This window comes from Paraconexibacter sp., from assembly GCF_041602235.1.
GTDB lineage: Bacteria > Actinomycetota > Thermoleophilia > Solirubrobacterales > Solirubrobacteraceae > Paraconexibacter.
On sequence record NZ_JBFIGP010000028.1, the window covers coordinates 1 to 25,497 of the forward strand.

A 25,497-nucleotide genomic window follows, 5' to 3' on the forward strand; every position below is an offset into this window, starting at 1 on the left:
CGTCGTCCAGGAGGGCCCGCGTGCCGATGCCTCCGGGGAGGACGACGATGTCGGGACGCGGCAGGTCCTCGAAGGTGGCCGTGGCCTCGAGGGCGAGCATGCCGTTGTCCGTGCGGACCAGGCCCGGCTCGTGCGCGAGCCACGTCACGTTCGCGCCGGGCAGCCGGGACAGGACCTCGTAGGGACCGATCGCGTCCAGCGCGGTGAACCGGTCGTACATCGGGATGGCGATCTCCATGGTGCTCCTCGTGTCGGTTGATGGCTGACGGAGAGACTCAGGCGGCGAAGCGCGAGCGGTAGTCGGCCGGGCTGACCCCCAGCGTGCGCGCGAACGCCCGCCGCAGGGTCTCCACGCTGCCGAAGCCCGCGGAGCGCGCGATGCTCTCGACGCCGGCGTCGGTCGTCTCGAGCAGGAGCCGCGCCCGCTCGACCCGCACGCGCTCGACGTAGGCCGCGGGCGTCGTCCCGCACTCGGCGACGAACGCGCGGGCGAAGTGCCGCTCGCTCATGTGGGCTCGGCGGGCCAGCGCCGGGACCGACAGGTCGGCGTCGAGATGGTCCTGGAGCCATGCGACCAGCTCGCGCAGTCCGTCTCGCCGCACCTGCTGCCCCGCCAGGCCGGCGCTGAACTGGGCCTGGCCGCCGGGCCGGCGCACGAACAGCACCAGGCGGCGGGCGACCTCCAGCGCGGCCGCGGGCCCGTGGTCGTCGGCCACCAGCGCGAGCGCCAGGTCCATGCCCGCGGTCACGCCGGCGGAGGTCCAGACGTCGCCGTCACGGACGAAGATGGGCTCGGAATCCACGTCGAGGGCGGGGAACGCCCTCGCGAGCGCCTCGCACCAGGCCCAGTGGGTCGTGCAGCGCCGGCCGTCGAGCAGGCCGGCCCGGGCGAGGAGGAACGCGCCGGTGCAGACGCTCGCGACGCGGTCCGCCCGCGCGGCGAGCACCCGGATCTGGTCGAGCAGCCCGTCGTCGGCCGTCGCCGCTCGCGATCCCGCGCCCCCCGACACGACCAGCGTGTCGATCGCGAGGCCGTCCCCGATGACCTCCTCCAGCGTCGCCGCCGGCACGATGGCGAACCCGCTGCCCGTCAGGAGCGGCTCGCGCGTGGGGGCCACCACGAGCACTTCGTAGCCCGGTGCGGCGGCGAAGACCTCGGCGGGTCCGGCGACGTCCAGCGACTGGAGCTCGGGGTAGGCGACGATGACGACGCGGGCGGCCATGCACCGATGGTGCCGCCTGGCGCGCGTGGCGGCAAGGACACGTACCGGTCACTTCCTGCCACGTGCGCAGCGGCGGTGTCAGACGCGGGCGCGCGCGGCGATGACGTCGCCGTAGACCGCCGCGGTCTGGCGGGCGATGGCCGACCAGTCGAACTCGAGCACGTGCTCCATGGCCTCGCCGACGAGTCGCTCGCGCAGCGGCTCGTCGGTCAGGAGCCGCTCGATCATGACCCCGAGGTGCTCCGCGTCGCCGCCGTTGAACCGCAGGCCCACGCGCTCGTCGGGCGGGACGACCTCGCGCAGGCCTCCCGTGTCGGCCACGATGCACGGGCACCCCGACGCCATCGCCTCCAGCGCGACGAGACCGAACGGCTCGTACAGGGAGGGGACCACGCACAGGTCCGCGATGCGGTAGAGGGAGTGCAGCACGTCGTCGCCGATCCAGCCCAGGAACGTGCCGTCGTCGTCGATGCCCAGTTCGGCGGCCTGGCGCTTGAGCTCGGCCTCGTGAGGCCCTGAGCCCGCGACGAGGTAGCGGGTGCTGACCGACTCCCCCAGGCGGTCGATCACCCCCGCGATCGCGTCGAGCGCCAGCTGGAAGCCCTTGTAGTAGTCCAGGCGACCGACGAGCAGGACGAGCTTCTCGTGCGGCTCGGCGAACCGGCCGCGCAGCGTGTCCAGGTCCTCGATCGGCTGCAGGTCCCTCGGATCGATGCCGTTCGGGATGACCGAGACATCCGCCTCCTCCAGCCCGTAGACGTCCAGGACGTGCTCCCGCATGTAGTGCGAGCAGGTGATCACGCGGTCGGCCCGGTTGGTCATCCAGCGCTCCACGCCGTGGATGTAGGACTGCGGATGCTTGTCCACCCAGCCCTGGTGGCGCCCGTGCTCCGTCGCGTGGACCGTCATGACGAGCGGGCAGCCGAAGCGCTTGGCGAGGTGGTCGCAGGCGTTCGCGACCAGCCAGTCGTGCCCGTGCACGACATGGAAGCGATAGCGGTCGCCGAGCTCGACGCCCGCGGCGAGCATGTCCCCGTTCATGTGCTCGATCCACGTGACGAACTCCGCCAGGTCCCGCGGCCGGCTCGGCTCGCGCACGCGGTGGACGTGGATCCCGTCGACGATCTCCTCGGCGGGCATCGTCTCATCACCACGGGTCAGGACGTGCACCTCGATGCCGACCTGGACGAGCTGCTCGGTCAGCTTGCGCACGTGCCGGGCGAGCCCGCCCTCGACGATCGGCGGGAACTCCCAGGAGAGGATGAGCGTCCGTGTCTGACCCATGGCGTCAGGGCTGCAGCAGGGGAGCGGCGGTCGCCTGAGGCGCCAGATTCCGTACCGCGGCCTCGCACGAGCCTACCGCGCCGAGGGCCTCGTCGAGCGCCCGGGCGTGGTCGGCGGCCCGCTGCAGCGGGTAGTCGCCCGCGAGGTCGCGCGTGACCATGAAGGCCCAGTCGCTGGACTGCAGCGCGAGCAGTTCCCGGACCGCCCGCGGGTCGGCCTGCGACCCGGCGGCGACGACGCGCAGCTCGGCGTCGCGGGCCCGCCAGGCCAGGTCGGCCACGCCGGGCCCGTCCCACGTCGAGAGGTCCCTCGGCGTCCCCCAGGTCGTCACCCGTCGCTCGTGGTCGGGCAGGGCCGCGGCCGGCTGCGGACGGCCTTCGTGCAGCGCGTCGTCGAGGTGCACGAGCTCCAGATCCTGCGCGACGCACTCCTCCAGGACGGCCCGCAGCCACCACACGCCCTCGTACCACCAGTGGCCGAGCAGCTCGGTGTCCAGCGCGCAGACCGCGAGACCGTCGTCACCGACGCGATCCCGCGTGCGCGCGACGAAGTCCGCGGCGTCGGCACGGCACCGCGCGCGTGCGCGCTCCACGTCGTAGACGCTCCCGTCGTTGCTCCACGGGTGGTGGTCGTGGGTGGAGCGGTGGTGATAGTCGCGGTAGTCCCCGTGCGCCGGATAGCCGTCGTTGCGCCAGACGAGCTCCATGGTCTGGCGGTCCACCGGCACGAGCAGCGGTCCCGCCTCGGTGCGCAGGGGCCGCAGGTGTCTGGCGTCCCCGTACCCGAAGACGTCCGTGAGATCCACGCACACCGCATGGACACCCGCTTCCTCCAGGAGCGGATCCAGCCACGGCGCGTGCGCGCACTCCGGGAGCCAGAAGCCGCCGCTCCACCCCTGCGCGCCGCGGGCCGCGTCGAAGCGGCGACGGTGCGACTCGATCCCGGTCGCGAGCTGCAGGCGCACGCCCGCGTCCGTGGCCACGAGCGGGAGCACGGCGTGCGAGGCGCTCGACGTCCACGCGGCGAACGGCGCGAGCGCTCCGAGCAGACCGCCCTCCCCCAGGGCCGCGTAGCGCTCGGCGGCGCGCTCGTAGTCCTCCGCGGCCCGTGCGAGCTCCGCGGCGAGGTCCGGGCGACCACCGGCCGTGCAGCCCTCGACGTCGAGACGATGCGACTCACGGCGCACATCTCGCAGGAAGGCGAGGAACCGCTCACCCAGTCCCGGGGCCTCGAGCTGGTCGCAGAGGACCGGCGTCAGCGACAGGGTCACGCACGCGCCTCCGGGAGCCTCCTCGAGCACGTCGAGCAGCGGCAGGTACGACATCGCCATGGCCTCCCACAGCCACTCCTCCCCGAAGGGCCACGTGCCGAAGCCCTCGACATAGGGCATGTGGGAATGCAGGACGATGGCGAGGCGGCCCGGCATCGGATCAGGAGGTCCGGCAGACGGCGAGGAAGTCCAGCGCCTCGTCGAGGTCGCGGTCCGCGCTCAGGACGAAGTCGGACTCCGTGATCGCCGGCGTGAACCAGTCGTAGAACGGCTTGGTGATGCGCAGGCCCTTGTGGACGTCGTCCCAGCGCAGCCTGTCGATCGCGAACGCGTGGACCGCCAGCTTCCGGGCGTGGAACAGCCCGAGGATCTCGACGTGCTCGAAGTGCGCCTCGCAGAGCTCGCGGAACTCCTGGGCGCGGTACTCCTTGACGTGCCAGGGGTTCTCGGACTTCTCCGCGCCGGGAGGTGCGAGCGTCAGCAGGTTCGGCGTCGAGACGTAGGCCACCCCCGGCCGCCCCGGTTCCGCATCGGCGGTCACGAGCGACCTGAACCGCTCGAGGATCGCATCGGGATCCTGGACGTGCTCGATCGTCTGGAGGAAGACCACGGCGTCGCACGGCTCGTCGAAGGTCTCGACGAGATCCCGGGCGAACCGCACGCCGGGGCGCGTGTACTTCAGCCGCGCGTGCTCGTGGGCCTCGGGGTTGGCGTCGACCCCGACCACGGACGCCGCCGTCCGCCCCAGGACATCGGTGCCGTACCCCTCGCCGCACGCCATGTCCACGACGCGCAGACCGCCGACGCGCGCCCGGATGTGCTCGTAGACGATCAGGTGCCGGCGGAACCAGTAGTTCTCCTCCGGCACGTCGGGGAGCGTCCGCTCGCCGGTCAGGGCGAGCGGCGGCACGCCATCCGGCTGGTCGCGCTGGAGGTACACGGTCTCGGTCGACATCGCGGCGAAGGGTAGACGGGACCCGGCAGGCCCGTCCTGCGGGGTCCCCGCCGCGACCCGTCGGGCGAACGCCTGCGTTCACGGCTCGGTACCCTCCGCCCCCTCATGCCGTCTCCCGCGACCGCGACGCCCGAGGAGATCCGGGACGTCAACACCCGGTACCACGATGGTGCCGCCTCCCAGTACGACGCCAAGTGGGGGATCGACTTCGGGCCCATCGGGCAGCACCAGGTGCTGGGCAAGCTCGGCAAGGCGCTCGGGCGGGACCTGCCCGTGTTCGGCCGGTCCCTGGAGATCGGCGCGGGAACCGGGTACTTCACCCTGAACCTCATGCAGGCCGGCGTCATCCGCGAGGCCGTGTGCAGCGACATCTCCGTCGGCATGATGCAGACCTGCGCGTCGAACGCCGCGCGCCTGGGGCTCGAGGTCGAGACGGTGGTGACCGACGCCGAGCGGCTGCCGTTCCCGGACGAGAGCTTCGACCTGGTGCTCGGACACGCGGTCCTCCACCACCTCCCCGACCTCGATCAGGCGTTCCGGGAGTTCTTCCGCGTGCTGAAGCCGGGTGGGACCCTCTACTTCGCCGGCGAGCCGTCGGCGATCGGCGACCGGATCGCCGCCTACCCGAAGCGCGGCGCGACGCGGATGGCGCCGCTGTGGAGGCGGATCATGCGCGCGCGCAAGGCCCCCGACGGTCACACCGACGGCGGGGCCGAGAACCACCGGCTCGAGAGCGTCGTGGACGTCCACGCGTTCGTCCCGGAGGACCTCCGCGGTCACGCCGGCCGGGCCGGGTTCGCCGGGGTCAAGGTCCGCGGCGAGGAGCTCCTGGCCAACTGGTTCGGCTGGGCCAACCGCGCACTCGAGTCCTCGGCGGAGCAGGAGGACGTCCCGTGGCTGTGGCGGCAGTACGCCTATCGGGGCTATCTCGCGTTCCAGGCGGTCGACCGCAGCCTGCTGGAGTCGCGGCTGCCGCCGCAGATCTTCTACAACCTGATCGTCAGCGCGACGAAGCCCACGTAGGGACCGTCAGGACCGCAGCCGCAGGTACGCGGCCCGGTCGGCGAACGTCGCACGCATCTCCGCCGTGATCTCCTCGAGGAACTCCTCGCGGTAGGTCGAGTCGGTCAGCACCGCGATCGAGTAGTACAGACCGCTGAACGCGGCGATGGCGACCGCGACGCGCAGGAGCTCCTGCGTGAGGTGGACGCGAACCCCGAGGACCGAGAAGTCGCCGATCCCGAGCACGCGCGTCCCCTGCGCCGTCCCGATCCATGCGTCGAGGACCTCGTCGCTGATCGCCAGCAGCCCGAACACCGTGAAGAAGCCGGCGATGGCCAGCGACACCACGAGCACCTGCAGGGCCTGGCTGACGAAGAGGACCAGGCCGACGTTGATGACCTGATGGCGGTCGAGCGGCGGGCCGTCGCCACCGGCCTCGTGCTCGATGACCGCCACCTCGCGCGGGATCCGGCCGACGAGGAAGGCGGTGCCGACGAGCACGAGCAGCACCACGATCGCGCCGAGCGTCGCGTCGTCCATCAGCGCGAAGACCTGCCACATCTCGGTGTTGATGAACAGCACCACGCTGAACAGCAGCAGCAGCGGGATCGCGCGCGCCAGCAGCAGGACGGACCGTCCGAGCTGACCGGCGAGCCGGCGCGCCGCCCAGCGCACGATCGACAGCAGTCCGTAGGCGAGCACGCCGTAGACCAGCGCCAGCAGGAGCAGGTTGCCCCCGATCGTCACGAGGGCACTCGTGACCTGGCCGCCGAAGATGAGCGGCAGCGCCGCCGGCAGCAGCACGAAGGCCGCAAGCTCCAGCCGTCCGATCGACTCCGGGACCGCGAGCGCCGCCCGACCGCGGAGCCGGTTCAGCAGCGCGACCCCGCCGAGCACGATCGCGAGGCTGGCGACGACCGCCGCGATGTTGGCCGCGACGCTCCACGCGAAGTTCAGGCCGTTGGAGGTCTCGGCGAGGAAGACCAGCGCGAGCAGCGGGAAGGCGTGGTTCCACACGTCGGTGTCGGCGTCACGGCCGGCGATGAACAGCGGGAGCCCGGCGCGACGGAACCGGCGCTCGTAGTCGGCGGGATCGGGGGCGACCATGCGGGCGACACCCTACGACTCCCGACGGTCAGTCCCCCGACACCGCCCGGTAACGCTCCACGGCGGCCCGCCGCTCGTGCTGGTGGTCGACGACCGGTGCCGGGTAGTCCACCCCGATCACGCAGCCCGCCGCCTCCTGCTCCTCGCTGCTCATCCTCCAGGGCTCGTGCAGGTGATCGTCCGGGACGCCGGCCAGCTCGGGGACCCAGCGCCGCACGTAGTCACCGCCGGGATCGAACTTCTGCCCCTGCAGCGTCGGGTTGAAGATCCGCCGGAAGTACGGCGCCGGGTCGACCCCGGTGGACGCGATCCACTGCCAGTTGCCGTTGTTCTGGCTCGGCTCGGCGTCGAGCAGGAGACGCTCGAAGTGCGCCTCCCCGGCGCGCCAGTCGAGGTGGAGGTCCTTCGTGAGGAACGACCCCACGATCATCCGGGCGCGGTTGTGCATCCACCCGGTACGCGCGAGCTGGCGCATGCCCGCGTCGACCACGGGGAACCCCGTCCGTCCCTCCCGCCACGCGTCCAGCAGCTCGGGGTCGTCGTCCCACCGCAGGCCGCGGAACCGCTCCTGGTACTCCTGGCGCAGGTTGTCGGGGTGCGCCAGCAGGACGTGGGCGTAGAAGTCGCGCCAGGCGAGCTGCCGGACGAACGCCATCGCACCGGGCGTACCGCGTTCCCGCGCCTTCGCCTCGAGCTCCCGGGCGCTGATGCACCCCCACCGCAGGGCCGGCGACAGCAGGCTCGTCCCGCCCGACAGGTCGTCGTGCCGGTCGGCGTAGTCGTCGACGGGGCCACGCAGCCAGGCGTGCATCGCCTCACGGGCAGCGGGTTCTCCGGCCCGCGCCGCGGGCTCGGGGACCTCGTCGCGCAGACCGAGTCCCTCGAGGGTGGGCAGGCGGCCCTTGCGGACCTTCGACGGGAGCGGCCCGAGGTCGCGGGGGGCGCCGTGGACCTCGCGGCGGGGCAGCTCCTCCCACGCCCGCCAGAACGGGGTGAAGACCGCGTAGGACCCGCCGCTCCCGGTCCGTGGCGCCGAGACGTCCGCGCAGTAGCTGCCGGGACGGGGGCGGGCCTCCACGCCGTCGGAGCGCAGCGCCTCGGTGAGCGCGCGGTCGCGGGCCCGGGCGAACGGGGCAGCGTCGCTGGTCCAGTACACCGACCGCGCACCGGCCTCCCCGACCAGCGCCAGGATCTCGCGGACGGGGTCACCGACCCGGACCACGAGCCCGGAGCCCCGCCGCTTCAGCGCCTCGTCGAGATCGCCGAGGCAGTCGAGCATGAACCGCGTTCGTGCGCCGCTGGCGAACCGACCGCCGGTCAGGCGCTCGTCGACGACGAAGACGGGGATCACGCGGTCGTGGTCGGCGGCGGCGTCGTGCAGCGCCGGGAGGTCGTGCACGCGCAGGTCCTTGCGGAACCACACGACGGCGGTGGAGGGTGCGGGCGGCATCACGGGGGGTACGGTGCCCGTAGACCGATGGTTTGACCCATGCGTACCGTGCGACCGTAGACTCGACCGACGACCTCGACATGTCCGCCGACGACGTTCACGACCACTTCCCGCTCTTCCCGCTCGGCATGGTGGCCCTCCCCCATGAGTACGTCCCGCTGCACATCTTCGAGGACCGCTACCGGGCGATGATCGCCGAGTGCGTCGACGCCCAGCGCGAGTTCGGGATCGTCTGGATCTCCGACGACGGACTTCGGACGAGCGGCTGCGCGATGCGCGTCGAACGGGTGCTCGAGGAGTTCGACGACGGCCGGATGAACATCCTGTGCCGCGGCACGCGCGTCTTCGAACTGCTCGAGAGGACCGACGACGTCCCCTACCCCACCGGCGCCGTGCGGTTCGTCGACGACGTCCCGGAGGTCCGCGACCCGGTGACCGCCGAGGAGGCGCACGTGGCCTACCAGGCGCTCGTGCAGGAGGCCACCGACAACGTCCTCGATCCGGACGACCTCCGCAACCTCGACGCCTACGGCATGGCGGCCACGGTGGACTTCGGTCTCGATGCCAAGCAGGGACTGCTCGAGTTGCGGTCCGAGAACGCGCGGTTGCGGCTGGTCACCCGGCTGTTCCGCGCCGCGACCAAGCGCCTGGACTTCATCGAGCGCGCGCAGGTCCGCGCCCGGTCCAACGGCAAGGTCAGGTTCGGCTGAGCTCCCCCGCCGCGGCATCCGCGGCGACGTCCGGCACGGGCACCACGATCCTCGTCCGGCGCCAGGGCGGGCGACCGAACGCCCCGAGGTAGCTCCCGGCGAGGATCAGGAGCAGGCCACCGAGCGTGGCCCACGAGATCACCTCGCCCAGCAGCGTCACCCCGTACACGACGGCGAACACGGGCGCGAGGTACGCCACGATCGACGCCTTGGACGCGCCGATCTCGGCGATCAGCGAGTAGAACAGCAGGAACGCGACCCCGGTCCCGAGCGCCCCCAGGGCCAGCAGCGCGCCGACCGAGTCCGCGCCGGCCGAGGTCGGCAGCGAGAGCGCCGCGAACGGGGCGAGCATCAGGGCGCTCACCGCCATCGTCCCGGTCGCGACGGCGACCGGCGGCACCCCTGCCGTGGTGCGCTTCAGGTAGAGCGCGCCGACGGAGTAGCCGAGGCTCGCGAGCAGCACCATGAGCCCGCCGATGAGCGTGTCCCGGTCACCGGACAGGTCGACCCCGAACAGCAGGGTGACCCCCACGATGCCCACGACGATCCCGACGGCCGCCCAGCCCCCGACCCGCTCGCTGGCGTCGAAGCGCAGGGCCAGCAGCGCGGTGTAGATGGGCGCGGAGGCCACGAGGATGCCCGCCAGCGCGGTGGGGATGTGGTGCTCCCCCTCGGTGATCAGCAGGAACGGGACCGCGACCTGCACGAGCGCCAGCACCGTGATCGGCTTCGCGTGCCCCCGCAGCGCTCGCAACGCGCCCGCGCGGTAGGCGAGCGGCGCGAGCACCGCGGCCGCGAGCGCCGTGCGCCCGAACACGACGAAGGAGCTCGAGAAGTCCCGCAGCCCGACCTTGATGAAGAGGTAGGAGGCACCCCAGGTCGCGGCGAGCACCGCCATGAAGATCACGTGTCGCCTGGACATCCACCGTCAGCGTGCCACCCGGACCCCATCAGCGCCAGTCATGTTGCTGGGGAAGTGCAGTAGGCCTGCTGATGGGCTTTCACCGTGCGAGACCGCAGGCCTCCTTGGCGAGCGTCCGGACGAGCCGCTGGAGCTTCAGATAGGCCTCCGGGGCGTCGGCGGAGTTGTCCGCGAACCGGGCCGTGCCGTCCTCACCCCGCACGACGTACCGCACCTGCGAGCCCGGACGTGGCGGCAGCGACGGCACGGTCTTGAAGAGCCCCTCGGTCTCCTGGCGGTCGTCGTCGTTGAGGTCGTGCGCGATGTCGCGCGCCTCGATCAGCTGCTCCGAGGTGATCATGTGCTCGGCGCCCCCGTTGCAGCGCACGAAGCCACCGTCCGTCACGAGCATCGTCAGGTTCGCGCCCGGGTTCTGCCCGCTGCGCTCGACCACGAACAGGTCCGCGGACGGCGTGCCCTCCGCGCAGGCCCCCAACGCGACGCAGAGCAGGCCCGCGCCCAGAGCCGCCCGCCTCACGCCTGCACCGCCGCCCCGCCCCGGCGGGGGTCTCCCGCGCCCGTCAGGGCCCCGGTCAGCGGATCGCGCTGGACGGCCTGGACACCACCGAAGAACAGGTTGCGGTCACGGAAGGGCGCGACCTGCCGGCCCGCGGCTCGCAGCGCGTCGAGCTCGATCCCCGGCTCCGCGTAGACGATGCCCTCCTCGAAGTGCAGACGTGGCGCGACGACCGCGGCGGTCGCGTCCAGGCCCCGGTCCACCACCGCCACGATGGTCTGCAGGATCGCGGAGCGGATGCGGTTGGAGCCGGCGCTGCCGACGACGAGCTCGACCCCGTCCACGCCGCGCACGATGGTCGGGGCCATCATCGAGGGCATCCGCCGCCCCGGCGGGAACGTGTGGAACCCCAGCGGGTTGAGGTCCTCCTCGCCCATGATGTTGTTCAGGTGCATGCCCGTCCCCGGGACGACGATGCCCGACCCCTCGCCGTTGGTGCACGTCACGGCGCACGCAAGCCCGTCGGCGTCGAGGACCGAGACGTGCGTCGTGGAGCCCAGCTGCGCCGCGAGCGCCTCCTCGGCGAAGCCCGGCCGGTCGAGACCTCCGACGAACTCCGGGGTGCGACCGGCCTGCACCTGCTCCATGACGTCGACGAGGCGGACCTCGGGCGGCGGCGAGACATCGTCGCGGTCCAGCAGCGCCAGCGCGATCGCCAGCAGGATGCCGCCCGCGTTGGGCGGCGGGTTGGTCGCGATCTCGCGGTCGCGGTAGGAGACCCGGACCGGCTCACGCGCGACCGCCCGGTACGTACGCAGGTCCTCGGCGGTGACCACGCCGCCGCGATCCCCCAGCCACGCCAGGACGTCCGCCGCGACGTCCCCCTCGTAGAACGGGGCGGCGCCCTCCTGCCCGAGCCGCTCGATCGCGTCCGCGAGGTCGTCCGAGCGGAAGCGGTCGCCGGCGCCAAGCCGGGTCCCCCCGGGCGCGAACAGCGCCGCGCACTCCGGCGTGGACACGAGGATCCCCGCGAGGATCTCGAGGACGTAGGCCTGCTGCTCGTTCAGCGGCACGCCCTCGCGGGCGAGCGCCGCGGCCGGGGCCGCGAGCTCGCCGAGCGGGACCGTGCCCCAGCGGTCGACGGCCGCGCAGATGCCTGCGGGTGTCCCCCACGTGCCGACGGACGCGGGACCGACGTTGAACGTCTGCTCGGCGTCCCCGAACGAGACGACGATCGGCACGAGCGCCGCGAACTCCGACCTCGCGTTGCCGCGGCCGGGGGCCGCGACGAAGAAGTCCAGGAGCACGGGCTCCTCATCGGTCCCCGCGACCAGCATGTAGCCGCCCGCCCCGGGCCCGGTCAGCAGCGGCTCGGCCGTGAACGACGTGAGCATGGCCGCCACCGCGGCATCGACCGCGTTGCCGCCCTCGCGCAGGATGCGTGCGCCGACCTCCGCCGAGAGCGGGTGTCCGGCGGCGACGACTCCGCGAGTGGGCATCGCCGCCATCCTCGCACGGGCGGCGGAACGACATCGGCCCCGGAGACCGAAGTCGCCGGGGCCGATGGCACGCTCTCCCCCTCAGGAGACGGACTACGAGTTTAGCCGGATTCGCGGCTGCGTGTCGAGGCGCACACATCTCGCGCCACAACACCCGTCGCAGAACCGGTGATCATCCGCGCGGAATGAACTCCGGGACGTCGAGCTCGTTCACACCGAGACCGGTCTGACGGGTCGACGACGGACGGGTCGCGGCCTTGCGGACGTCGGCGGCACGGAACTCGCCCGTCCGCCCGGTCCGCCGCTCGACGCGCGGCTCGCCCTTGGGCTCCTCGAGCGGACGCCGCGCGCTCGCGCGCTGGCCCTGCCCGGTGAACCCGGTCGCGACGACCGTCACCCACACCTGGTCCTCGAGCTTCTCGTCGACCATGGCGCCGAAGATGATGTTCGCCTCCGGGTGCGCGGCCTCCGCGACGGCCTTCGCCGCCTCGTTGACCTCCCACAGCGACAGATCACGGCCGGCGGTGATCGACAGCAGGATCTTGCGGGCGCCCTCCATGCTCGTCTCCAGCAACGGCGAGCTCACCGCCTGCTGGGCCGCCTCGATCGCCCGGTCCTCACCGTCACCCATGCCGATCCCCAGCAGGGCGTTCCCGGCCTCGGACATGATCGTCCGCACGTCGGCGAAGTCGAGGTTGATGAGCCCCGGCAGCGTCACCAGGTCGCTGATGCCCTGCACACCCTGGCGCAGCACGTCGTCGGCGACCCGGAACGCATCGACCATCGAGGTGCGCTTGTCGAGGACGCTCAGCAGCCGGTTGTTCGGCACCACGATCAGGGTGTCGACCTCCTCGGCGAGCGCCTGGACGCCGGTCTCCGCCGCCGTCATGCGCCTGTTGCCCTCGAAGCCGAACGGCTTCGTGACGATGCCGACCGTGAGCGCACCGATCTCGCGGGCGATGCGGGCCACGATCGGGGCCGCGCCCGTGCCGGTACCGCCACCAGCGCCGGCCGCGATGAAGACCATGTCGGAGCCCTTGAGGAGCGCCTTGATCTTGTCGTACTCCTCCATCGCCGAAGCGCGACCGAGGTCCGGGTCCGACCCTGCGCCCAGGCCGCGCGTGATCTGCGGGCCGATGTGCAGGGTGATGTCGGCGGTCGACTGCTGCAACGACTGCACGTCGGTGTTGATGGCGACGAACTCGACGCCCTCCACCTCGGCCTCGACCATGCGGTTGACGGCGTTGACGCCGGCGCCGCCGACGCCGATCACCCGGATGACGGGCTGGGCGACGGGCTGCGCGGTCCCCCACGCCGACTGGCCGCCACCACGGGCGTACGGGTCGTGCTCGATCGGCGGAGGAGGCGGCACGACGTCGGGCGCGATCTCCGCGGGCGTGTGCCGGGGTGCCGCGGGCGGCGCCGCCATCAGATCGTCCGGAAGGTCGGAGGAGAACGCGTGGCGCAGCCGCTCCTGCGGGCTGGGCACGTGCACCTCGTCGGCCGAGGCGGACGCCGGCTCGGGCGTGGCGCCCAGCGACGGGTGCGGGTAGGCCGAGTCGCGGCGCTCGGGCTCGGCCGGAGCCGGCGGCCGATCGCCGGCGGGCTCCGCGGCAGCCCGCGCGGCCTGCGTCGCAGGCTCGATCCGCGACGGGGTCGCGGGCGCGGGGGCCTTCTCGACCCCGGGCTCCCCGGTACCGCCCTCGCTGCGCGCGATGTTCTCCTGGACCTCTTCGGTCTTGCGGAAGAGGGCCGCCAGTGGGCCCTCCCGCATCGACGCGCGCTTACCGCTTCCCATGGGTGAGGACCTCCTTCGCGAGATCGCGATAGGACTGGGCGGCCATGCCGTCCGGTTCGTACTTGAGCACCGACATACCCTTCACGGGCGCCTCGGCGAAACGCACCGTCTTGCGGATGCGCGACGCGAAGACCCGGTCCCCGAAGTTCTCCTCGAGGATCTCGATGGCCTCCTTGGCGTGCACCGTGCGGGAGTCCATCAGCGTGGGCAGGATGCCCTCGATCTCGACGTGCGGATTGAGGTTCTCCCGGATCATGGCCAGGGTGTTCTGGAGCTGGATCAGCCCACGCATGGAGAGATACTCGCACTGAACGGGGACGATCACCTTGTCCGCGGCCGTCAGAGCGTTGATCGTCAGCAGCCCGAGGCTCGGCGGCGTGTCGATGCAGATGAAGTCGTAGTCGTCCTTGATGGCCCGGAACGCCTTCTCCAGAGCCCGCTCGCGGCCGATCATCGTCGACATCGCGATCTCCGCCCCGGCGAGGTCGATCGAGGCGCACGCCACGTCGATCTCACGCTTGCGGATGACCTCGCGGATCGGCAGTCCGTGCACCAGGACGTCGAAGATCGACTGCTCCAGGCTGTCGGGGTCGATGCCCTGCGACATCGTCAGGTTCCCCTGGGGATCCATGTCCACGCACAGGACGCGATGGCCGCGTTCGGCGAACGCAACGGCCAGGTTGAGGGTCGTCGTCGTCTTGGCGACGCCGCCCTTCTGATTCGCGAACACGATGACCTTGGGCTTGTGCTCCACGCTCTCCACGGTGGCTCCGATGGGTCGGACGATGCACGGCCCCCCGGATGGAGGCCGCTACGACGGGGGTTTTCGCGCTGTAACGGCGGTTTCCTTCCGTGCGATACCGTCGCGCCCGGATGGAGTCCCGCCTGCACCCACGGACTATCGCCCTCTGCGGTCCGTCGCCGCGCGTCGAGCCCGTCGACGACTGGGACGGCGAATGACCGGGGCCGAGGACCTGGCGCTGCTCGATCGCCGCCTGCTGGTCGTCACCGGCAAGGGCGGGGTCGGGAAGTCCACCGTCGCCGCGGCGCTGGCGCTCCTCGCCGCCTCCCGCGGCAAGCGCACCGCGGTCGTCGAGGTCTCGGGCCGCGACGACATCTCGCGGATGTTCGGGGCCGCCAGCGCCGACCCGTTCCACGAGCTCACGCTGGGCGAGCACCTCCTGCACGTCACGGTCGACCCCGAGCACGCCCTGCACGAGTACCTCGCCGACCAGTTGCCCGTCCGCGCGATGGCGGAGGTGCTCGAGCGCAGCCGCGCGTTCGCCTACCTCACCGCCGCGACCCCCGGCCTGCGGGAGCTCCTCACGTTCGGCAAGGTCTGGGAGCTCGCGCAGGACCCGCGCCGCACGCCGGGCGCCTCGCCCTACGACCTCGTCGTGCTCGACGCTCCGGCCACGGGACACGCGGTGGCGATGCTCGAGTCGTCCCGCACGTTCGCCGACGCGGCCCGCGTCGGTCCGATCGCCCGGCAGGGCCGTACGATCACCGAGATGGTCGTGGACGCCCACCGCACCGCCGTGGTGGCCGTCACGACCGCCGAGGAGCTGCCCGTGACCGAGACCCTGACCCTGCGCGACGCCGCACGACGCGCCACCGGCCACGACCCCGCCCTGGTCGTGGTGAACGCCGTGCGCCCGGACCGCCTCACCGCGGCCGACGTCCGCGTGCTCGAGGCGGCACGAGCCCGTACCCGCGAACGAAGCGTCGCCGCCCCGATCACCGCCGCGCTCCGGGCGAACGAGACCGCGCGCGAGCACCGCGCGCAGATCGCCCGGCTGCGCCGCGGGCTGGGCGGCGACCTGCCGCTCGTGACCCTGCCGTTCAGCCGCGGCGGCGACCTCTCCCCGGACGACCTCCGGGCGTTCGCCCGCATCCTCGCCCGCCGGTCCGGCGTGGTCCGCACGAGCGCGGTGGCCGCATGACCATCGCCGAGCGCCTCGACGGCAAGCGCATCTGCATCGTCGCCGGGTCGGGGGGCGTGGGCAAGACCACGACCTCGGCCGCGCTGGCGATGGGCCTCGCCGCGCAGGGCCGCAAGGTCGCCGTCGTCACGATCGACCCGGCGAAGCGCCTGGCGACGGCCCTCGGCCTGGAGCAGCTCGGCAACGAACCGCATCTCGTGGATCCCGCGGTCTTCGCCGAGGCGGGACTCGAGATGCGCGGCGAGCTGTGGGCCATGATGCTCGACGCGAAGCGCACCTTCGACGAGCTGATCGAGCGGTTGGCGCCGGACGAGGAGACACGGCGCGAGATCCTCGACAACCGCATCTACCAGGAGCTGTCCGGCGCGGTGGCCGGCACCCAGGAGTTCACCGCCATCGCGAAGCTCTACGAGCTCGACCGCGACGGGCGCTACGACGTCGTGATCCTCGACACCCCGCCGTCGCGCAACGCGCTGGACTTCCTCGACGCCCCGGACCGCCTCACCGGGTTCTTCGAGGGCCGGGCGCTGAAGATGTTCCTCGCGCCGACGGGCCTGGCCGCGAAGGTCGTCGGCCGCTCGACAGGGGTCGTGTTCGGCGTGCTCAAGCGGGTCACCGGTGTGGATCTCCTGCAGGACCTGTCCGTCTTCTTCCGGGCCCTCGGCGGGATCATCGACGGCTTCCGGGAGCGCGCTTCCGGCGTGAAGGCCCTGCTCGGCGACCCGGGAACCACGTTCCTCATCGTGACCTCCCCGCAGCGTGAGCCGGTCGAGGAGGCCATCTTCTTCCACGGCAAGCTGCGGGACGCCCGCATGCCGTTCGGCGCGCTCATCGTCAACCGCGTGACCCCCTGCGCGCAGGACGACGAGGTCGACGTCGACGCGCTGACCGACGAGCTCAGCGACGACCTCGGGGGCGCGCTGGCCGGCAAGGTCGCGCGGACGTACGCGGAGGCGCAGGCGCTCGCGCACCGCGATCAACGGGCGATCATCCGTCTCGAGCAGGCCCTCGGCGTCTCGGACCCGATCCTGATCCCGCAGCTCGAAGGCGACGTGCACGACATCGGCGGCCTGCTCGGAGTGCACCGGCACCTGTTCGCGTCGGACGAGGAGCGCGCGCGCCTGCTCGACGAGGCGGCAGGCGTGGCGTAACACCGCTGCGCGCGGGCATACTGCGCAGGGAGATGCACGACGCACCGACCTCGCGCCGGCGCGCGCCGTCGGTGCCGCCCGAGCAACAGCCATCGATCCCGCCCCGTCTGGACGACGCGGCCGCATGGGCGTGGCGGCTCCTGGTGGTCGCCACCGCCGCTGTTGGCGTCGGCTGGCTCGCCCTGCAGCTCTCGGTCGTGACCCTGCCCGTCCTGGTGGCGCTCCTCGCGACGGCGGCGCTGTGGCCCGTGCGGGCCGCCCTGAGCGAGCGCGGCCTGGGCCCGGCGTCGGCGGCGGCCATCACGTTCCTCGTCCTCGTCGCGATCCTGCTCGTCCTCGCGGTGCTCGTCGGCCCCCCCGCGATCAAGCAGGCCGGTGACCTCGGCGAGAGCGTCCGCAGCGGTGCGGCCGATCTCCCGGCTCAGCTCGGCGGCCTGGGCATCTCCCGCGAGGACGCCGAGCGAGCGGTCGACGGCGCCGCCGACGCCCTCCACGACAACGCACGCGCCATCGGGTTCGGCGTGTTCGAGGCCGTGCTCGTCGCCGCGAACGTGGCCGCCGCCACGCTCCTGGCGCTGGTGCTCGTGTTCTTCTTCCTCAAGGACGGCCCTCAGCTCTGGAACGGCGTGCTCGGGCTCCTCCCCGCCGACCGCCGCGACGACCTCGACAAGGACGGTCGCGCCGCGTTCGCGTCTTTGTCGGGATACGTGCGAGCGCAAGCGCTGGTCGCGACGATCGATGCGGTCGGCATCGGGCTCGCCGTCGCCCTCGTCGGGGTCCCCCTCGCGCTGCCAATCGCGGTGCTGACCTTCGTGCTGGCGTTCATCCCGGTCGTCGGCGCGATCATCTCGGGCGCCGTGGCCGCGCTGGTGGCCCTGGCGTTCGGCGGGCTCGGCGACGCGATCGTCGTCCTCGGCGCGGTCGTCCTCGTCCAGCAGCTCGAGGGGAACGTCTTCTTCCCGCTGCTCGTCAGCCGCAGCGTCGAGCTGCACCCGGTCGTCGTCCTGCTCGCGCTCGCCAGCGGAGCGACCCTCGCGGGGATCGGCGGCGCGGTGGTCGCGGTGCCCGTCGCGGCGGCGCTCTCCGGCGTCCGCAACGAGCGGCGCTCGCGCGCGATGGCCCCCGACGCACCGGATGTCGTCGGGGAGGTCCCCGCCGCGCCGGCACCCGAGCACGACCCGGTCTAGAACCGGGTCGCGGCGTCGGTCCGTCCCCGTGGGTGGATCAGGCCGCGGTGGGCTGCTCGAACCCGTCCTCGGCCAGGAGCCGGTCGGCGAGACCGCGGAGGTCGGGGTCGAGGTGCCCGCACAGCACGTCGCGCAGGATCGCTCGGAGATGGTCCGCGAGCTCGGCGACGAGCGGCCCGAGCACCGAGGCGTCGACGCCGGCTCCGGCCACCGCGCCGCGCTCGATCGCGACGATCTCCGCCACGCGATCGCGCAGGGCGATCCGGCCCGCCGGCTCGGCGCACAGCACGGCCAGCCGCGGCGCGAGCCGGGCCGCGTGCGGACCCTCGGGCTCCAGCAACGCACGCAGCGCGAGCAGATGGTCGGTGAGCGCCTGCGCGGGATCGGACTGCAGCGCCGCGATCTCGAACCGGTGCAGCGCCCAGGCCAGCTCACCGCTGTGCGGCGTCCTGCGGCCCACCAGGCTGCAGAACGCCCGCAACTCGTCCTCCTCGTCCGGGGTGACCGTGCACGGAGGCGTACCCGCCGCGGAGGCGGGGCGGCCGGGCAGCCCGAGCGGCACCCCGTGCCAGGAACCGCCGCCGGTCCGCGCCCACGCGGCCGGACCGGCGGAGAAGGCCGCATCGTCGTAGAGACGCAGCGCAGCGAGCAGCCGGCGCAGGCGCGCGCGAGCGTGCTCCATCGGCGCGTAGTCGCCGGCGGCGGCCTCCCAGCTGAGGACCGCCACGGTGTGGGGCTCGTCCCCCGTCCGTGGCCACGCCGCCTCGGACGGGACGTCCTCCAGGACATCCCCACGTGCGAGCACGAGACCGTCCCCGCACGCCATCTCCTCCCCGAGCAGCCGGAGCCCGAGGATCGGTACGACGACCTCGGTGGTGGTGCGCCCCTCCTCACTGCGCTGCACGAGCTCCGCGACCGCGCGGTGCAGCCGGTCCTCCGACAGCACGAAGTCGGTGGAGTCCGCGAACACGGTGGTGAGGAACACCCGTAGCGCGGTCTCGGCGCGCGCACGTCCGCCCGCCTCCGTACGGGACTCGCCGTGCGCCGCGAGGTACTGGTCCAGGCCTCCGGCCGCGCTGAGCGCGTGCACCGCGGGCAGATAGCTCGGCAGCCGTCCGAGCAGGCCGAGGCGCTCGCGGATGAAGTCCGCGGTCAGCGGTCGGTAGCAGTAGAGCGGCGTGTCGCGACGGTGACCACCGGACTCGACGATCTCGAACGGCACCTCGGCGCCGTCCTGGGCCGCGGAGGCGAGCTGCCACGCGGCTTCCTCGGCGAACGCGGCGAGGGCCGCGTGCAGCTGGCGGTTGCGCATGGCAGCGCGTTCTGCGCCGGTACCGGCGGTTCCTTCCGGGTGCACGATCCCTTGCAGTCCGTCCGGGCTGCAGGTTTGGGCGCTCAGGCTGCAGGTTCCTGTCCCGGAACCGATGCAGCGGGAGTGCTCGCGCGGAGGGTCCGTGCGGCCGACGAAGCGGCCTGCATGCTCCGCCTACGCACGCGCACGCGCCGCCTCCTCGTCGCGACCCTCGTCCTGACCACGCCCGTCGGCGGAGCCGCGGTCGCGGCGCTGCCGGGACCGGTGCGGGACGTCGTGGACGCCGCGACCGCGCACGCCGCGACGAAGCAGCCGACGAAGCTGGGAGGCCGCGGCCTTCGGAAGGGCATGCGCGGACGCGACGTCAAGGATCTCCAGCGCCTGCTCAACCGGGCCGGGTTCCGCACGCCGATCACGGGGACGTTCGCCTCGCACACGGTGCGCTCGGTGGTCGCGTTCCAGCGTGCGGCGGGCCTCGAGGCCAGCGGCGCGGTGGGCCGGACCACCGTCCGCCTCCTCCGCGGCGCGGCCGCGAGCGGCGGCGCCGCGCCGATGGCTCCGCCCGCGGAGGTCACGTCGTCCTCGACGCCCGAGCCGGACGCGACCGCCCCAGCGCCCGGGCAGGTCGCCACCATCACCGCCGAGGGCCTGGCGGTCGCCCCGAAGGGCGCGCCGAAGGCCGTCGTCGACCTCATCGCGGCGGGGAACGAGATCGCCCGCACGCCCTACCGCTACGGCGGCGGCCACCGCAGCTTCAAGGACGACGCGTACGACTGCTCCGGCTCGGTCGGATACGCCCTGCACGGCGCGGGTCTCCTGGACCGGACCGTGACGTCGGGAGAGCTCGAGACGTGGGGCGAGAGCGGTCCCGGATCGTGGATCACCGTGTACGCGAACGCCGACCACACCTTCCTCGTCGTCGCGGGGATCCGCTTCGACACGTCGGGACAGAAGCAGGCGGGGACCCGCTGGCAGCCCGCCGAGCGCTCCCTGACCGAGTTCGTCGTGCGTCATCCCGCGCGCCTGTGATCGCGGCGACCGGGACTCGCGGTCGGGACCCGCGGGTACCATCGGAGCATGTCCCAGCCCGCCACCGATGCGCCGTGGGCGCAGCACGCCGCCGAGCGGCTGGCGGAGGCGGGCTACCGGCGAGGGGGCGCGCGGCAGGCCGTCATCGACCTGCTCGACGCGCAGCCGTGCGCGTTGTCGGCGTTCGAGATCGAGGATCAGCTCCGCGCGGGCGACCGGCGCGTCGGGAGAGCCAGCGTGTACCGCGTCCTCGACGAGCTGGAGAAGCTCAAGCTCGTGCAGCGCCTGGAGGTCGGCCAGGGGATCACGCGGTACGAAGCCCACCACCCGGGCGGGCACCATCACCACCACCACCTGGTGTGCGACACCTGCGGCGAGGTCATCCCGTTCGAGGACGACGGTCTCGAACGCGCGATCGAGCGCGTCGCGCGCCGGGTGACGTTCGAGGTGTCCGAGCACGAGATCGTGCTGCACGGCACGTGCGCCGACTGCGCACGCCGCGCGGCGTAGCTCGCCGTAGGGGGTGTGACGAACGAGCGACCCTCAGGGTCGCTGGATCGACACGCGGCGGGCGGGCGGCCGGGGCGATGGGGCGGGACGGGGCGGTCGCGCGGGGCTACGCCGGCGGGCGCGGCTCGATCTGCACCAGCTCGTCGGTGTGCTCGTGGTCGATCTGCAGCGTGACGTGGTCGAGCCCGTAGGTGTCGCGCAGGAACGCCTGGAGGACGCGGCGACGCGCGTGGCAGTCGTCCCCCGACGGGACGCGCACGTGGGCGGCCAGCGCCGGGAACCCGGACGTGACCTCCCAGACGTGCAGGTCGTGCACCTCGCAGACCCCGGGCTGGGCCGCGAGCGCGCGCCCGATCTCGTCGGGGTCGACGCCCTCCGGCGCCGCCTCCAGCAGCACGCGGCTGGAATCCCGGAGCAGGCCCCAGCCTCCCCAGACCATCAGCGCGCACACCGTCATCGCGGCGAGGCCGTCCGCCGCGTACCAGCCGAGCGTCACGATGAGGACACCGGCGATCGCCGCGCCGACCGAGGACCACAGGTCGGCGAGGTTGTGCAGCGCGGCGCCGCGGACGTTGAGGCTCGCGCGGCTCGCCCGCGCGAGGATCCAGGCGACCGCGCCGTTGACGAACGCGCCGAGCACACCGACGACGATGACCAGCGTCCCGTCGACGTCCGGGGGATCGACGATCCGCCCGACCGCCTCGAAGCCGATCAACCCGGCGAAGACGAGCATCGTGACCCCGTTGAGCTGGGCGCTGAGGATCTCGCTGCGCCCCAGCCCGAACGTGTAGCGGCCGCCCGGCGGCCGGGCCGCGAGACGCGCCGCGACGAGCGCGATCGCGATCGCTCCCGCATCGGTGACCATGTGGGCCGCGTCGGAGAGGAGCGCGACCGAGCCGGCGATCAGTCCGGCGACCACCTCCGCGAGCGCGAAGCCGGCGTTGATGAGGAGCGCCGCCCAGAGCAGCCGCCGGTCGGCGTCGCGATCGATCGCGTGATGGTGGTGGCCGTGGCCGTGGGCGTCGTGGCTGTGGCCGTGGTCACCGTGGTGCTGTGCGTGGTCCGCCACCCGTCGCACGGTACCGGGCGACCCGCTCACCGGCCGTGGCCGCCAGGGCCAGGAGCACCAGCGTCGCGGCGATGGAGGCGCCGGCCGCCGTGTCGAGGTGGAAGCTCACGTAGAGGCCCACCGCTCCGCCCAGGACGGCCGTCGCCCCCGAGATGAGCAGCATCGTTCCCATGCGTCGCGTCAGCGCCCGGGCCGCCGTGGCGGGTGCGATCAGCACGCTCACCACCAGCAGGTTCCCGAGGCCCTGCACGGCGACCAGCAGCACCAGCGCCAGCAGGACGAGCAGTGCCGCGTCGACGACCACCGGTCGCACGCCGAGCGCCGGCGCGGTGAGCCGGTCGAAGCCAACCGCCAGCAGACGGCTGTGCAGCAGCACGAGGGCCGCGAGCAGGACGAGGACGAGCGCCGCGGCCGCGAGCAGGTCACCGTCGCTCACCCCCAGCACGTCGCCGAACAGCAGGTCGTTCAGTCGCGGCGGGGCGTCCGGCGACAGCGCCAGCAGCACCCCGAGTCCGAGCAGCGCGGTCACGACGACGGCCACACCGGTATCCCGCCCGATCTCCGGGGCGCGCCCGGCCAGCGCGACCGCCGCTGCGGCCACGAGAAGGCCCGCGGCGCCGCCGACCAGCAGCGGGATGCCCGTGAGTGCCGACAGGACCAGGCCCGGGAGCAGCGCGTGGGCGAGCGACTCGGCGCTGTAGGACAGCTGGTACTGCAGCACCCAGCCGCCGAGGGCGCCGCCGGCGACCCCGAGCAGCACGATCTCGAGGAACGCCCGTCGCATCAGCGGCTCGGCCCATGGGTCCGTCAGCCAGTGGAGCACGGCCGGCGCCATCGGGTCAGTGCTCGTGATCGTGATGGTGGGGCGGCAGGACGAGCTCGTGGTGGCCGTGCACCGCGCACTCGATGTCCACGAGCTCCGTCCCGTAGGTGGCCTCCAGGACGGACCGGGTGAGCACCTCCGGCCCCCCATCCGCGATCTGCCGCCGGTTGAGGCACAGGACGCGGTCCCAGCGCCGGGCCTGCTCGACGTCGTGCGTGGCGACGAGCAGCGCGCGGCCCTCGGAGGCGAGTTGCGCGAGGAGGTCCTCGAGCTGCTGCATGCTGACGGCGTCGAGTCCCGTGAACGGCTCGTCGAGCAGGATCACCGGGGCGTCCTGGACGAGCGCGCGGGCGATCAGGACGCGCTGACGCTGCCCGCCGGAGAGCTCGCCGAACGTCACGTCGGCGTGGTCACCGAGCCCGACCGCCTCGAGCGCCCGTAGCGCCCTCACCCGCTCGGTGCGCCCGGGCCGCCGCCACCACGGCAGGCGCGAGATGGCCCCCATGACGGCGACGTCCAGGGCGCTGACCGGGAACTCCAGCCGCGACCGCTCGGTCTGCGGCACGACGGCGCAGCGGGCGACCTCGACGGTGCCGGCCCCGGGCTCGAGCTGGCCGAGGAGCACCCGGAACAGCGTGGTCTTGCCGCCGCCGTTGGGTCCGAGCACGGCGACCCGCTGTCCGCGGTCCACGGTGAACTCCACGCCGTCCAGCGCGGGGGCGGCCGGCGGCGGGGCGTACGCCACGCGCAGTCCCTCGACCCGGATCAGCGGCGTCACGACCCCTCCTCGGAGCAGCCGACCCGGCCCGACGTGAAGCCGCGCACCAGGGCGTCGGCGTTGGCGCGCTCGCTTCCGATGTAGGTCTCGCCGGCAGAGCCCGCGGGACCGAGGGTGTCGGCGTACAGCGTGCCGCCGACCTCGGCTCCGGTGCGGCGGGCGATCGCGGTGGCGAGCCGCGGGTTGAGCGCGCTCTCGGGGAAGACGACGCGGACGTCGCGTTCCTTGATGGTCCGGGCCAGCGCGGCGAGCTCACCGGCGGACGCCTGCGCCTGCGTGGTGGTCGCCGGGATGACGGCGCCGACGAACGTGATGTCGTACCGCTCGACGAGGTACCCGAAGGCGTCGTGGTCGCTGACCAGCAGACGCTCGTCGGCGGGGACGCGGGCCATGCACGCCTTGATCGCGGCGTCCAGGGCCCTCACGCGCTGCCGGTAGCGCGCGGCCTGGGCGTCGAACGCGGCCGCCCGATCGGGCGCGACCCGATCGAGCGCCTTGCGCAGCACGTCGATCGCGTGTTCGACGTTCCGTGGGTCGTGCCACCAGTGCGGGTCGGTGCCGTCGCCCTCGGCGGCGGGGAGCACGACGGGCCGCCCTGCTCCGAGGTCGACGAGCTGATCGCCGAGACCGACCTGCTCGGCGATGTCGCCCGCCCAGGAGTCCAGGCCGTCCCCCGACGTGAGCAGCAGCTCCGCGTCCGACGCGCGCCGCAGGTCGCTGGGCCGGGGCTCGTAGTCGTGCGGGTCGGAGTTCGGCTGCAGGAGCTGGACGACCTCGAGGTCCTCGCCGCCGACGGACCGGGCGATGTCGGCGATCTGCGTGGTGGTCGCCACGACCTTCACGCGATCGCCTCCGCCCCCGCCGCTCCCGTCCCCGCATCCGCCCGCGACCAGGGCCACCGCGGCCGCCGCGCCGGCGGCCGCGAGGCCCCCGCGGGTCCGTCGGCGACCGCGCGCCGCGCGGATCAGGGCGGCGAGGACGAACGCCGCTCCGCTCAGGACGGCGATCGTCGCCCCGGGGGGCGCATCGGTCTCCACCGACAGCCACAGACCGGCGACCCCGAGGACGGCCACCAGCAGGACCGTCGTGACCTGCCAGGTCCGCAGGCGGCTGCACACGAGCCGCGTCGCCGCGGCGGGCACCACGATGAGGGCGGTCGCGAGCAGGGCACCGACGGCGCTGAGCACGGCGACGGCGACGAGCGCGACGAGTCCCAGCAGGACGATGTCCGGGATCGGCGAGCGCGCGCCGAGTGCCGGAGCGGTCGACGGATCGAACCCGGTGACGAGCCAGCGTGGCTCGAGCAGCACGCTCGCACCGAGCACGACGGCGCTCGCGACGCCGGCCAGGACGAGATCGCCGCCGTCGATGACGAGGAGGCTGCCGAACAGCAGGGTCTCGACCGACGACGCGGATCGGAACACGTCGCTGGCGAGCAGGACGCCGAGGGCGAGAGCGCCGACGAGGACGAGCGCGGTCGAGCTGTCCGTCCGCTCACCGGCGCCGTCACGACGGCTGAGCAGCCCCACCCCGAGCGCGACGAGCACGCCGGTCCCGGCTGCGCCGATCGTCGCGGCGAACCCGAGCCCGTCGGCCAGGACGAGCCCCGGGAAGGTCGCGGTCCCGACGGCGTGGGCGTAGAACGCCAGGCCGCGAAGCACGATCCAGGTCCCGATGAGCCCGGCGCCCACCGCGAGGAGCAGGATCTCCCAGACGCCGCGCTGGAAGAACGGGAGGGTGAAGGTCTCGAACACGACGTCGCACTCTACCAAGAATGAGACTGGTTCTCAGAAACACGGGGCGGATCCCCGGACCATGGGTCAGCCTGCCGGCATGCCGCCCGTCGACGCCGCGACGCCGCCGGACGAGGGTGCCCCGCCGGACGCGGGCGTCGTCCCCCCGGACGATCCGGGAGCCGGGGTCTTGCGGATGTCCCGCACGGCACGGACGAACAGCGGCTCGGCCTCCACGGACCCGGC

23 protein-coding genes and 1 pseudogene are annotated in these 25,497 nt (G+C 73.1%); 7 read left to right on the forward strand and 17 right to left on the reverse strand.

Annotated features, from left to right (window positions below):
* The 5 genes and pseudogenes from ABYE80_RS03980 to ABYE80_RS04000 all read right to left on the reverse strand — a co-directional run.
* Positions 1-238, reverse strand: a pseudogene (locus tag ABYE80_RS03980) (DJ-1/PfpI family protein); the annotation flags it as partial.
* Between the two features lie 37 nt (positions 239-275).
* Positions 276-1,223: a GlxA family transcriptional regulator gene (locus tag ABYE80_RS03985; RefSeq protein ID WP_372788846.1), complete on the reverse strand. Its 948-nt coding sequence runs from the start codon at positions 1,221-1,223 to the stop codon at positions 276-278.
* 78 nt (positions 1,224-1,301) lie between these two features.
* A complete protein-coding gene (locus ABYE80_RS03990) occupies positions 1,302-2,507 on the reverse strand; it encodes a glycosyltransferase family 4 protein (RefSeq protein WP_372788847.1) in 1,206 nt (401 codons plus the stop codon).
* Between the two features lie 4 nt (positions 2,508-2,511).
* Positions 2,512-3,933: a 1,4-alpha-glucan branching protein domain-containing protein gene (locus ABYE80_RS03995; protein ID WP_372788849.1), complete on the reverse strand. Its 1,422-nt coding sequence runs from the start codon at positions 3,931-3,933 to the stop codon at positions 2,512-2,514.
* Between the two features lie 4 nt (positions 3,934-3,937).
* Complete coding sequence (locus ABYE80_RS04000) at positions 3,938-4,732, reverse strand: class I SAM-dependent methyltransferase (protein WP_372788851.1); 795 nt, start codon at positions 4,730-4,732, stop codon at positions 3,938-3,940.
* Between the two features lie 105 nt (positions 4,733-4,837).
* Here ABYE80_RS04000 and ABYE80_RS04005 point away from each other — a divergent pair, with 105 nt between their 5' ends.
* Positions 4,838-5,755: a class I SAM-dependent methyltransferase gene (locus ABYE80_RS04005; RefSeq protein ID WP_372788853.1), complete on the forward strand. Its 918-nt coding sequence runs from the start codon at positions 4,838-4,840 to the stop codon at positions 5,753-5,755.
* A 6-nt stretch (positions 5,756-5,761) separates the two neighbouring features.
* On the opposite strand, the gene ABYE80_RS04010 is transcribed toward ABYE80_RS04005, so the two are convergent.
* Both ABYE80_RS04010 and ABYE80_RS04015 read right to left on the reverse strand, forming a co-directional pair.
* On the reverse strand, positions 5,762-6,841 hold the full coding sequence (locus ABYE80_RS04010; RefSeq protein WP_372788854.1) for a hypothetical protein: 1,080 nt from the start codon (positions 6,839-6,841) through the stop codon (positions 5,762-5,764).
* A 28-nt stretch (positions 6,842-6,869) separates the two neighbouring features.
* The gene (locus ABYE80_RS04015) at positions 6,870-8,291 is read right to left on the reverse strand and encodes a deoxyribodipyrimidine photo-lyase (protein ID WP_372788856.1); all 1,422 of its coding nucleotides are present in this window, start codon (positions 8,289-8,291) and stop codon (positions 6,870-6,872) included.
* Between the two features lie 80 nt (positions 8,292-8,371).
* Between ABYE80_RS04015 and ABYE80_RS04020 the strand changes: the two genes are divergently transcribed.
* Positions 8,372-9,001: an LON peptidase substrate-binding domain-containing protein gene (locus ABYE80_RS04020; RefSeq protein ID WP_372788858.1), complete on the forward strand. Its 630-nt coding sequence runs from the start codon at positions 8,372-8,374 to the stop codon at positions 8,999-9,001.
* Here the strand turns inward: ABYE80_RS04020 and ABYE80_RS04025 are convergent.
* From ABYE80_RS04025 to ABYE80_RS04045, 5 genes are all read right to left on the reverse strand, one after another.
* On the reverse strand, positions 8,988-9,923 hold the full coding sequence (locus ABYE80_RS04025) for a DMT family transporter (protein WP_372788860.1): 936 nt from the start codon (positions 9,921-9,923) through the stop codon (positions 8,988-8,990). The genes ABYE80_RS04020 and ABYE80_RS04025 overlap by 14 nt on opposite strands.
* 79 nt (positions 9,924-10,002) lie before the next feature.
* Positions 10,003-10,440, reverse strand: coding sequence for a hypothetical protein (locus tag ABYE80_RS04030; RefSeq protein WP_372788862.1), 438 nt, complete (start codon positions 10,438-10,440; stop codon positions 10,003-10,005).
* Entirely contained in the window at positions 10,437-11,918 is a 1,482-nt protein-coding gene (locus ABYE80_RS04035; protein WP_372788863.1) for a gamma-glutamyltransferase, read from the reverse strand. The genes ABYE80_RS04030 and ABYE80_RS04035 overlap by 4 nt, the downstream gene beginning before the upstream one ends.
* A 172-nt stretch (positions 11,919-12,090) precedes the next feature.
* Positions 12,091-13,197 (reverse strand): cell division protein FtsZ, encoded by a 1,107-nt coding sequence (gene ftsZ, locus ABYE80_RS04040; protein WP_372788882.1) that lies wholly within the window; start codon positions 13,195-13,197, stop codon positions 12,091-12,093.
* Positions 13,198-13,702: 505 nt separating this feature from the next.
* Positions 13,703-14,479 (reverse strand): ParA family protein, encoded by a 777-nt coding sequence (locus ABYE80_RS04045; RefSeq protein ID WP_372788864.1) that lies wholly within the window; start codon positions 14,477-14,479, stop codon positions 13,703-13,705.
* Positions 14,480-14,672: 193 nt separating this feature from the next.
* On the opposite strand from ABYE80_RS04045, the gene ABYE80_RS04050 reads away from it, so the two are divergent.
* From ABYE80_RS04050 to ABYE80_RS04060, 3 genes are read left to right on the forward strand one after another with little or no spacing between them, the layout of a single operon-like run.
* Positions 14,673-15,659 (forward strand): ArsA-related P-loop ATPase, encoded by a 987-nt coding sequence (locus ABYE80_RS04050; protein ID WP_372788866.1) that lies wholly within the window; start codon positions 14,673-14,675, stop codon positions 15,657-15,659.
* On the forward strand, positions 15,656-16,810 hold the full coding sequence (locus ABYE80_RS04055) for an ArsA family ATPase (protein WP_372788868.1): 1,155 nt from the start codon (positions 15,656-15,658) through the stop codon (positions 16,808-16,810). Before ABYE80_RS04050 ends, ABYE80_RS04055 begins: the two co-directional genes overlap by 4 nt.
* Before the next feature lie 32 nt (positions 16,811-16,842).
* Positions 16,843-17,997: an AI-2E family transporter gene (locus ABYE80_RS04060; protein ID WP_372788869.1), complete on the forward strand. Its 1,155-nt coding sequence runs from the start codon at positions 16,843-16,845 to the stop codon at positions 17,995-17,997.
* 37 nt (positions 17,998-18,034) lie between these two features.
* Here ABYE80_RS04060 and ABYE80_RS04065 read toward each other — a convergent pair whose 3' ends face one another.
* Complete coding sequence (locus ABYE80_RS04065) at positions 18,035-19,309, reverse strand: hypothetical protein (RefSeq protein ID WP_372788870.1); 1,275 nt, start codon at positions 19,307-19,309, stop codon at positions 18,035-18,037.
* Positions 19,310-19,474: 165 nt separating this feature from the next.
* On the opposite strand from ABYE80_RS04065, the gene ABYE80_RS04070 reads away from it, so the two are divergent.
* Together ABYE80_RS04070 and ABYE80_RS04075 are read left to right on the forward strand one after the other, a co-directional pair.
* Positions 19,475-20,338, forward strand: coding sequence for a peptidoglycan-binding protein (locus ABYE80_RS04070; protein WP_372788872.1), 864 nt, complete (start codon positions 19,475-19,477; stop codon positions 20,336-20,338).
* 48 nt (positions 20,339-20,386) lie between these two features.
* The gene (locus ABYE80_RS04075; protein ID WP_372788874.1) at positions 20,387-20,848 is read left to right on the forward strand and encodes a Fur family transcriptional regulator; all 462 of its coding nucleotides are present in this window, start codon (positions 20,387-20,389) and stop codon (positions 20,846-20,848) included.
* 106 nt (positions 20,849-20,954) lie between these two features.
* Here the strand turns inward: ABYE80_RS04075 and ABYE80_RS04080 are convergent, their stop codons facing one another.
* From ABYE80_RS04080 to ABYE80_RS04095, 4 genes are read right to left on the reverse strand one after another with little or no spacing between them, the layout of a single operon-like run.
* Positions 20,955-21,917 carry a cation diffusion facilitator family transporter gene (locus ABYE80_RS04080; RefSeq protein WP_372788876.1) on the reverse strand — a complete coding sequence of 321 codons (963 nt, stop codon included), beginning with the start codon at positions 21,915-21,917 and terminating at the stop codon, positions 20,955-20,957.
* A complete protein-coding gene (locus ABYE80_RS04085) occupies positions 21,889-22,752 on the reverse strand; it encodes a metal ABC transporter permease (RefSeq protein WP_372788878.1) in 864 nt (287 codons plus the stop codon). Before ABYE80_RS04085 ends, ABYE80_RS04080 begins: the two co-directional genes overlap by 29 nt.
* Positions 22,753-22,756: 4 nt before the next feature.
* Positions 22,757-23,518 carry a metal ABC transporter ATP-binding protein gene (locus tag ABYE80_RS04090; protein ID WP_372788879.1) on the reverse strand — a complete coding sequence of 254 codons (762 nt, stop codon included), beginning with the start codon at positions 23,516-23,518 and terminating at the stop codon, positions 22,757-22,759.
* Complete coding sequence (locus ABYE80_RS04095; protein WP_372788880.1) at positions 23,515-25,272, reverse strand: metal ABC transporter solute-binding protein, Zn/Mn family; 1,758 nt, start codon at positions 25,270-25,272, stop codon at positions 23,515-23,517. The genes ABYE80_RS04090 and ABYE80_RS04095 overlap by 4 nt, the downstream gene beginning before the upstream one ends.
* Positions 25,273-25,497 lie beyond the last annotated feature (225 nt).

What these genes read in the sequence shown, in the direction of transcription:
- ABYE80_RS03985 (WP_372788846.1), bottom strand. Translation starts at nt 1,223, where the DNA reads ATGGCCGCCCGCGTCGTCATCGTCGCCTACCCCGAGCTCCAGTCGCTG.
- ABYE80_RS03990 (WP_372788847.1), bottom strand. Translation starts at nt 2,507, where the DNA reads ATGGGTCAGACACGGACGCTCATCCTCTCCTGGGAGTTCCCGCCGATC.
- ABYE80_RS03995 (WP_372788849.1), bottom strand. Translation starts at nt 3,933, where the DNA reads ATGCCGGGCCGCCTCGCCATCGTCCTGCATTCCCACATGCCCTATGTC.
- ABYE80_RS04000 (WP_372788851.1), bottom strand. Translation starts at nt 4,732, where the DNA reads ATGTCGACCGAGACCGTGTACCTCCAGCGCGACCAGCCGGATGGCGTG.
- ABYE80_RS04005 (WP_372788853.1), top strand. Translation starts at nt 4,838, where the DNA reads ATGCCGTCTCCCGCGACCGCGACGCCCGAGGAGATCCGGGACGTCAAC.
- ABYE80_RS04010 (WP_372788854.1), bottom strand. Translation starts at nt 6,841, where the DNA reads ATGGTCGCCCCCGATCCCGCCGACTACGAGCGCCGGTTCCGTCGCGCC.
- ABYE80_RS04015 (WP_372788856.1), bottom strand. Translation starts at nt 8,291, where the DNA reads ATGCCGCCCGCACCCTCCACCGCCGTCGTGTGGTTCCGCAAGGACCTG.
- ABYE80_RS04020 (WP_372788858.1), top strand. Translation starts at nt 8,372, where the DNA reads ATGTCCGCCGACGACGTTCACGACCACTTCCCGCTCTTCCCGCTCGGC.
- ABYE80_RS04025 (WP_372788860.1), bottom strand. Translation starts at nt 9,923, where the DNA reads ATGTCCAGGCGACACGTGATCTTCATGGCGGTGCTCGCCGCGACCTGG.
- ABYE80_RS04035 (WP_372788863.1), bottom strand. Translation starts at nt 11,918, where the DNA reads ATGCCCACTCGCGGAGTCGTCGCCGCCGGACACCCGCTCTCGGCGGAG.
- ABYE80_RS04050 (WP_372788866.1), top strand. Translation starts at nt 14,673, where the DNA reads ATGACCGGGGCCGAGGACCTGGCGCTGCTCGATCGCCGCCTGCTGGTC.
- ABYE80_RS04055 (WP_372788868.1), top strand. Translation starts at nt 15,656, where the DNA reads ATGACCATCGCCGAGCGCCTCGACGGCAAGCGCATCTGCATCGTCGCC.
- ABYE80_RS04060 (WP_372788869.1), top strand. Translation starts at nt 16,843, where the DNA reads ATGCACGACGCACCGACCTCGCGCCGGCGCGCGCCGTCGGTGCCGCCC.
- ABYE80_RS04065 (WP_372788870.1), bottom strand. Translation starts at nt 19,309, where the DNA reads ATGCGCAACCGCCAGCTGCACGCGGCCCTCGCCGCGTTCGCCGAGGAA.
- ABYE80_RS04070 (WP_372788872.1), top strand. Translation starts at nt 19,475, where the DNA reads ATGCTCCGCCTACGCACGCGCACGCGCCGCCTCCTCGTCGCGACCCTC.
- ABYE80_RS04075 (WP_372788874.1), top strand. Translation starts at nt 20,387, where the DNA reads ATGTCCCAGCCCGCCACCGATGCGCCGTGGGCGCAGCACGCCGCCGAG.
- ABYE80_RS04085 (WP_372788878.1), bottom strand. Translation starts at nt 22,752, where the DNA reads ATGGCGCCGGCCGTGCTCCACTGGCTGACGGACCCATGGGCCGAGCCG.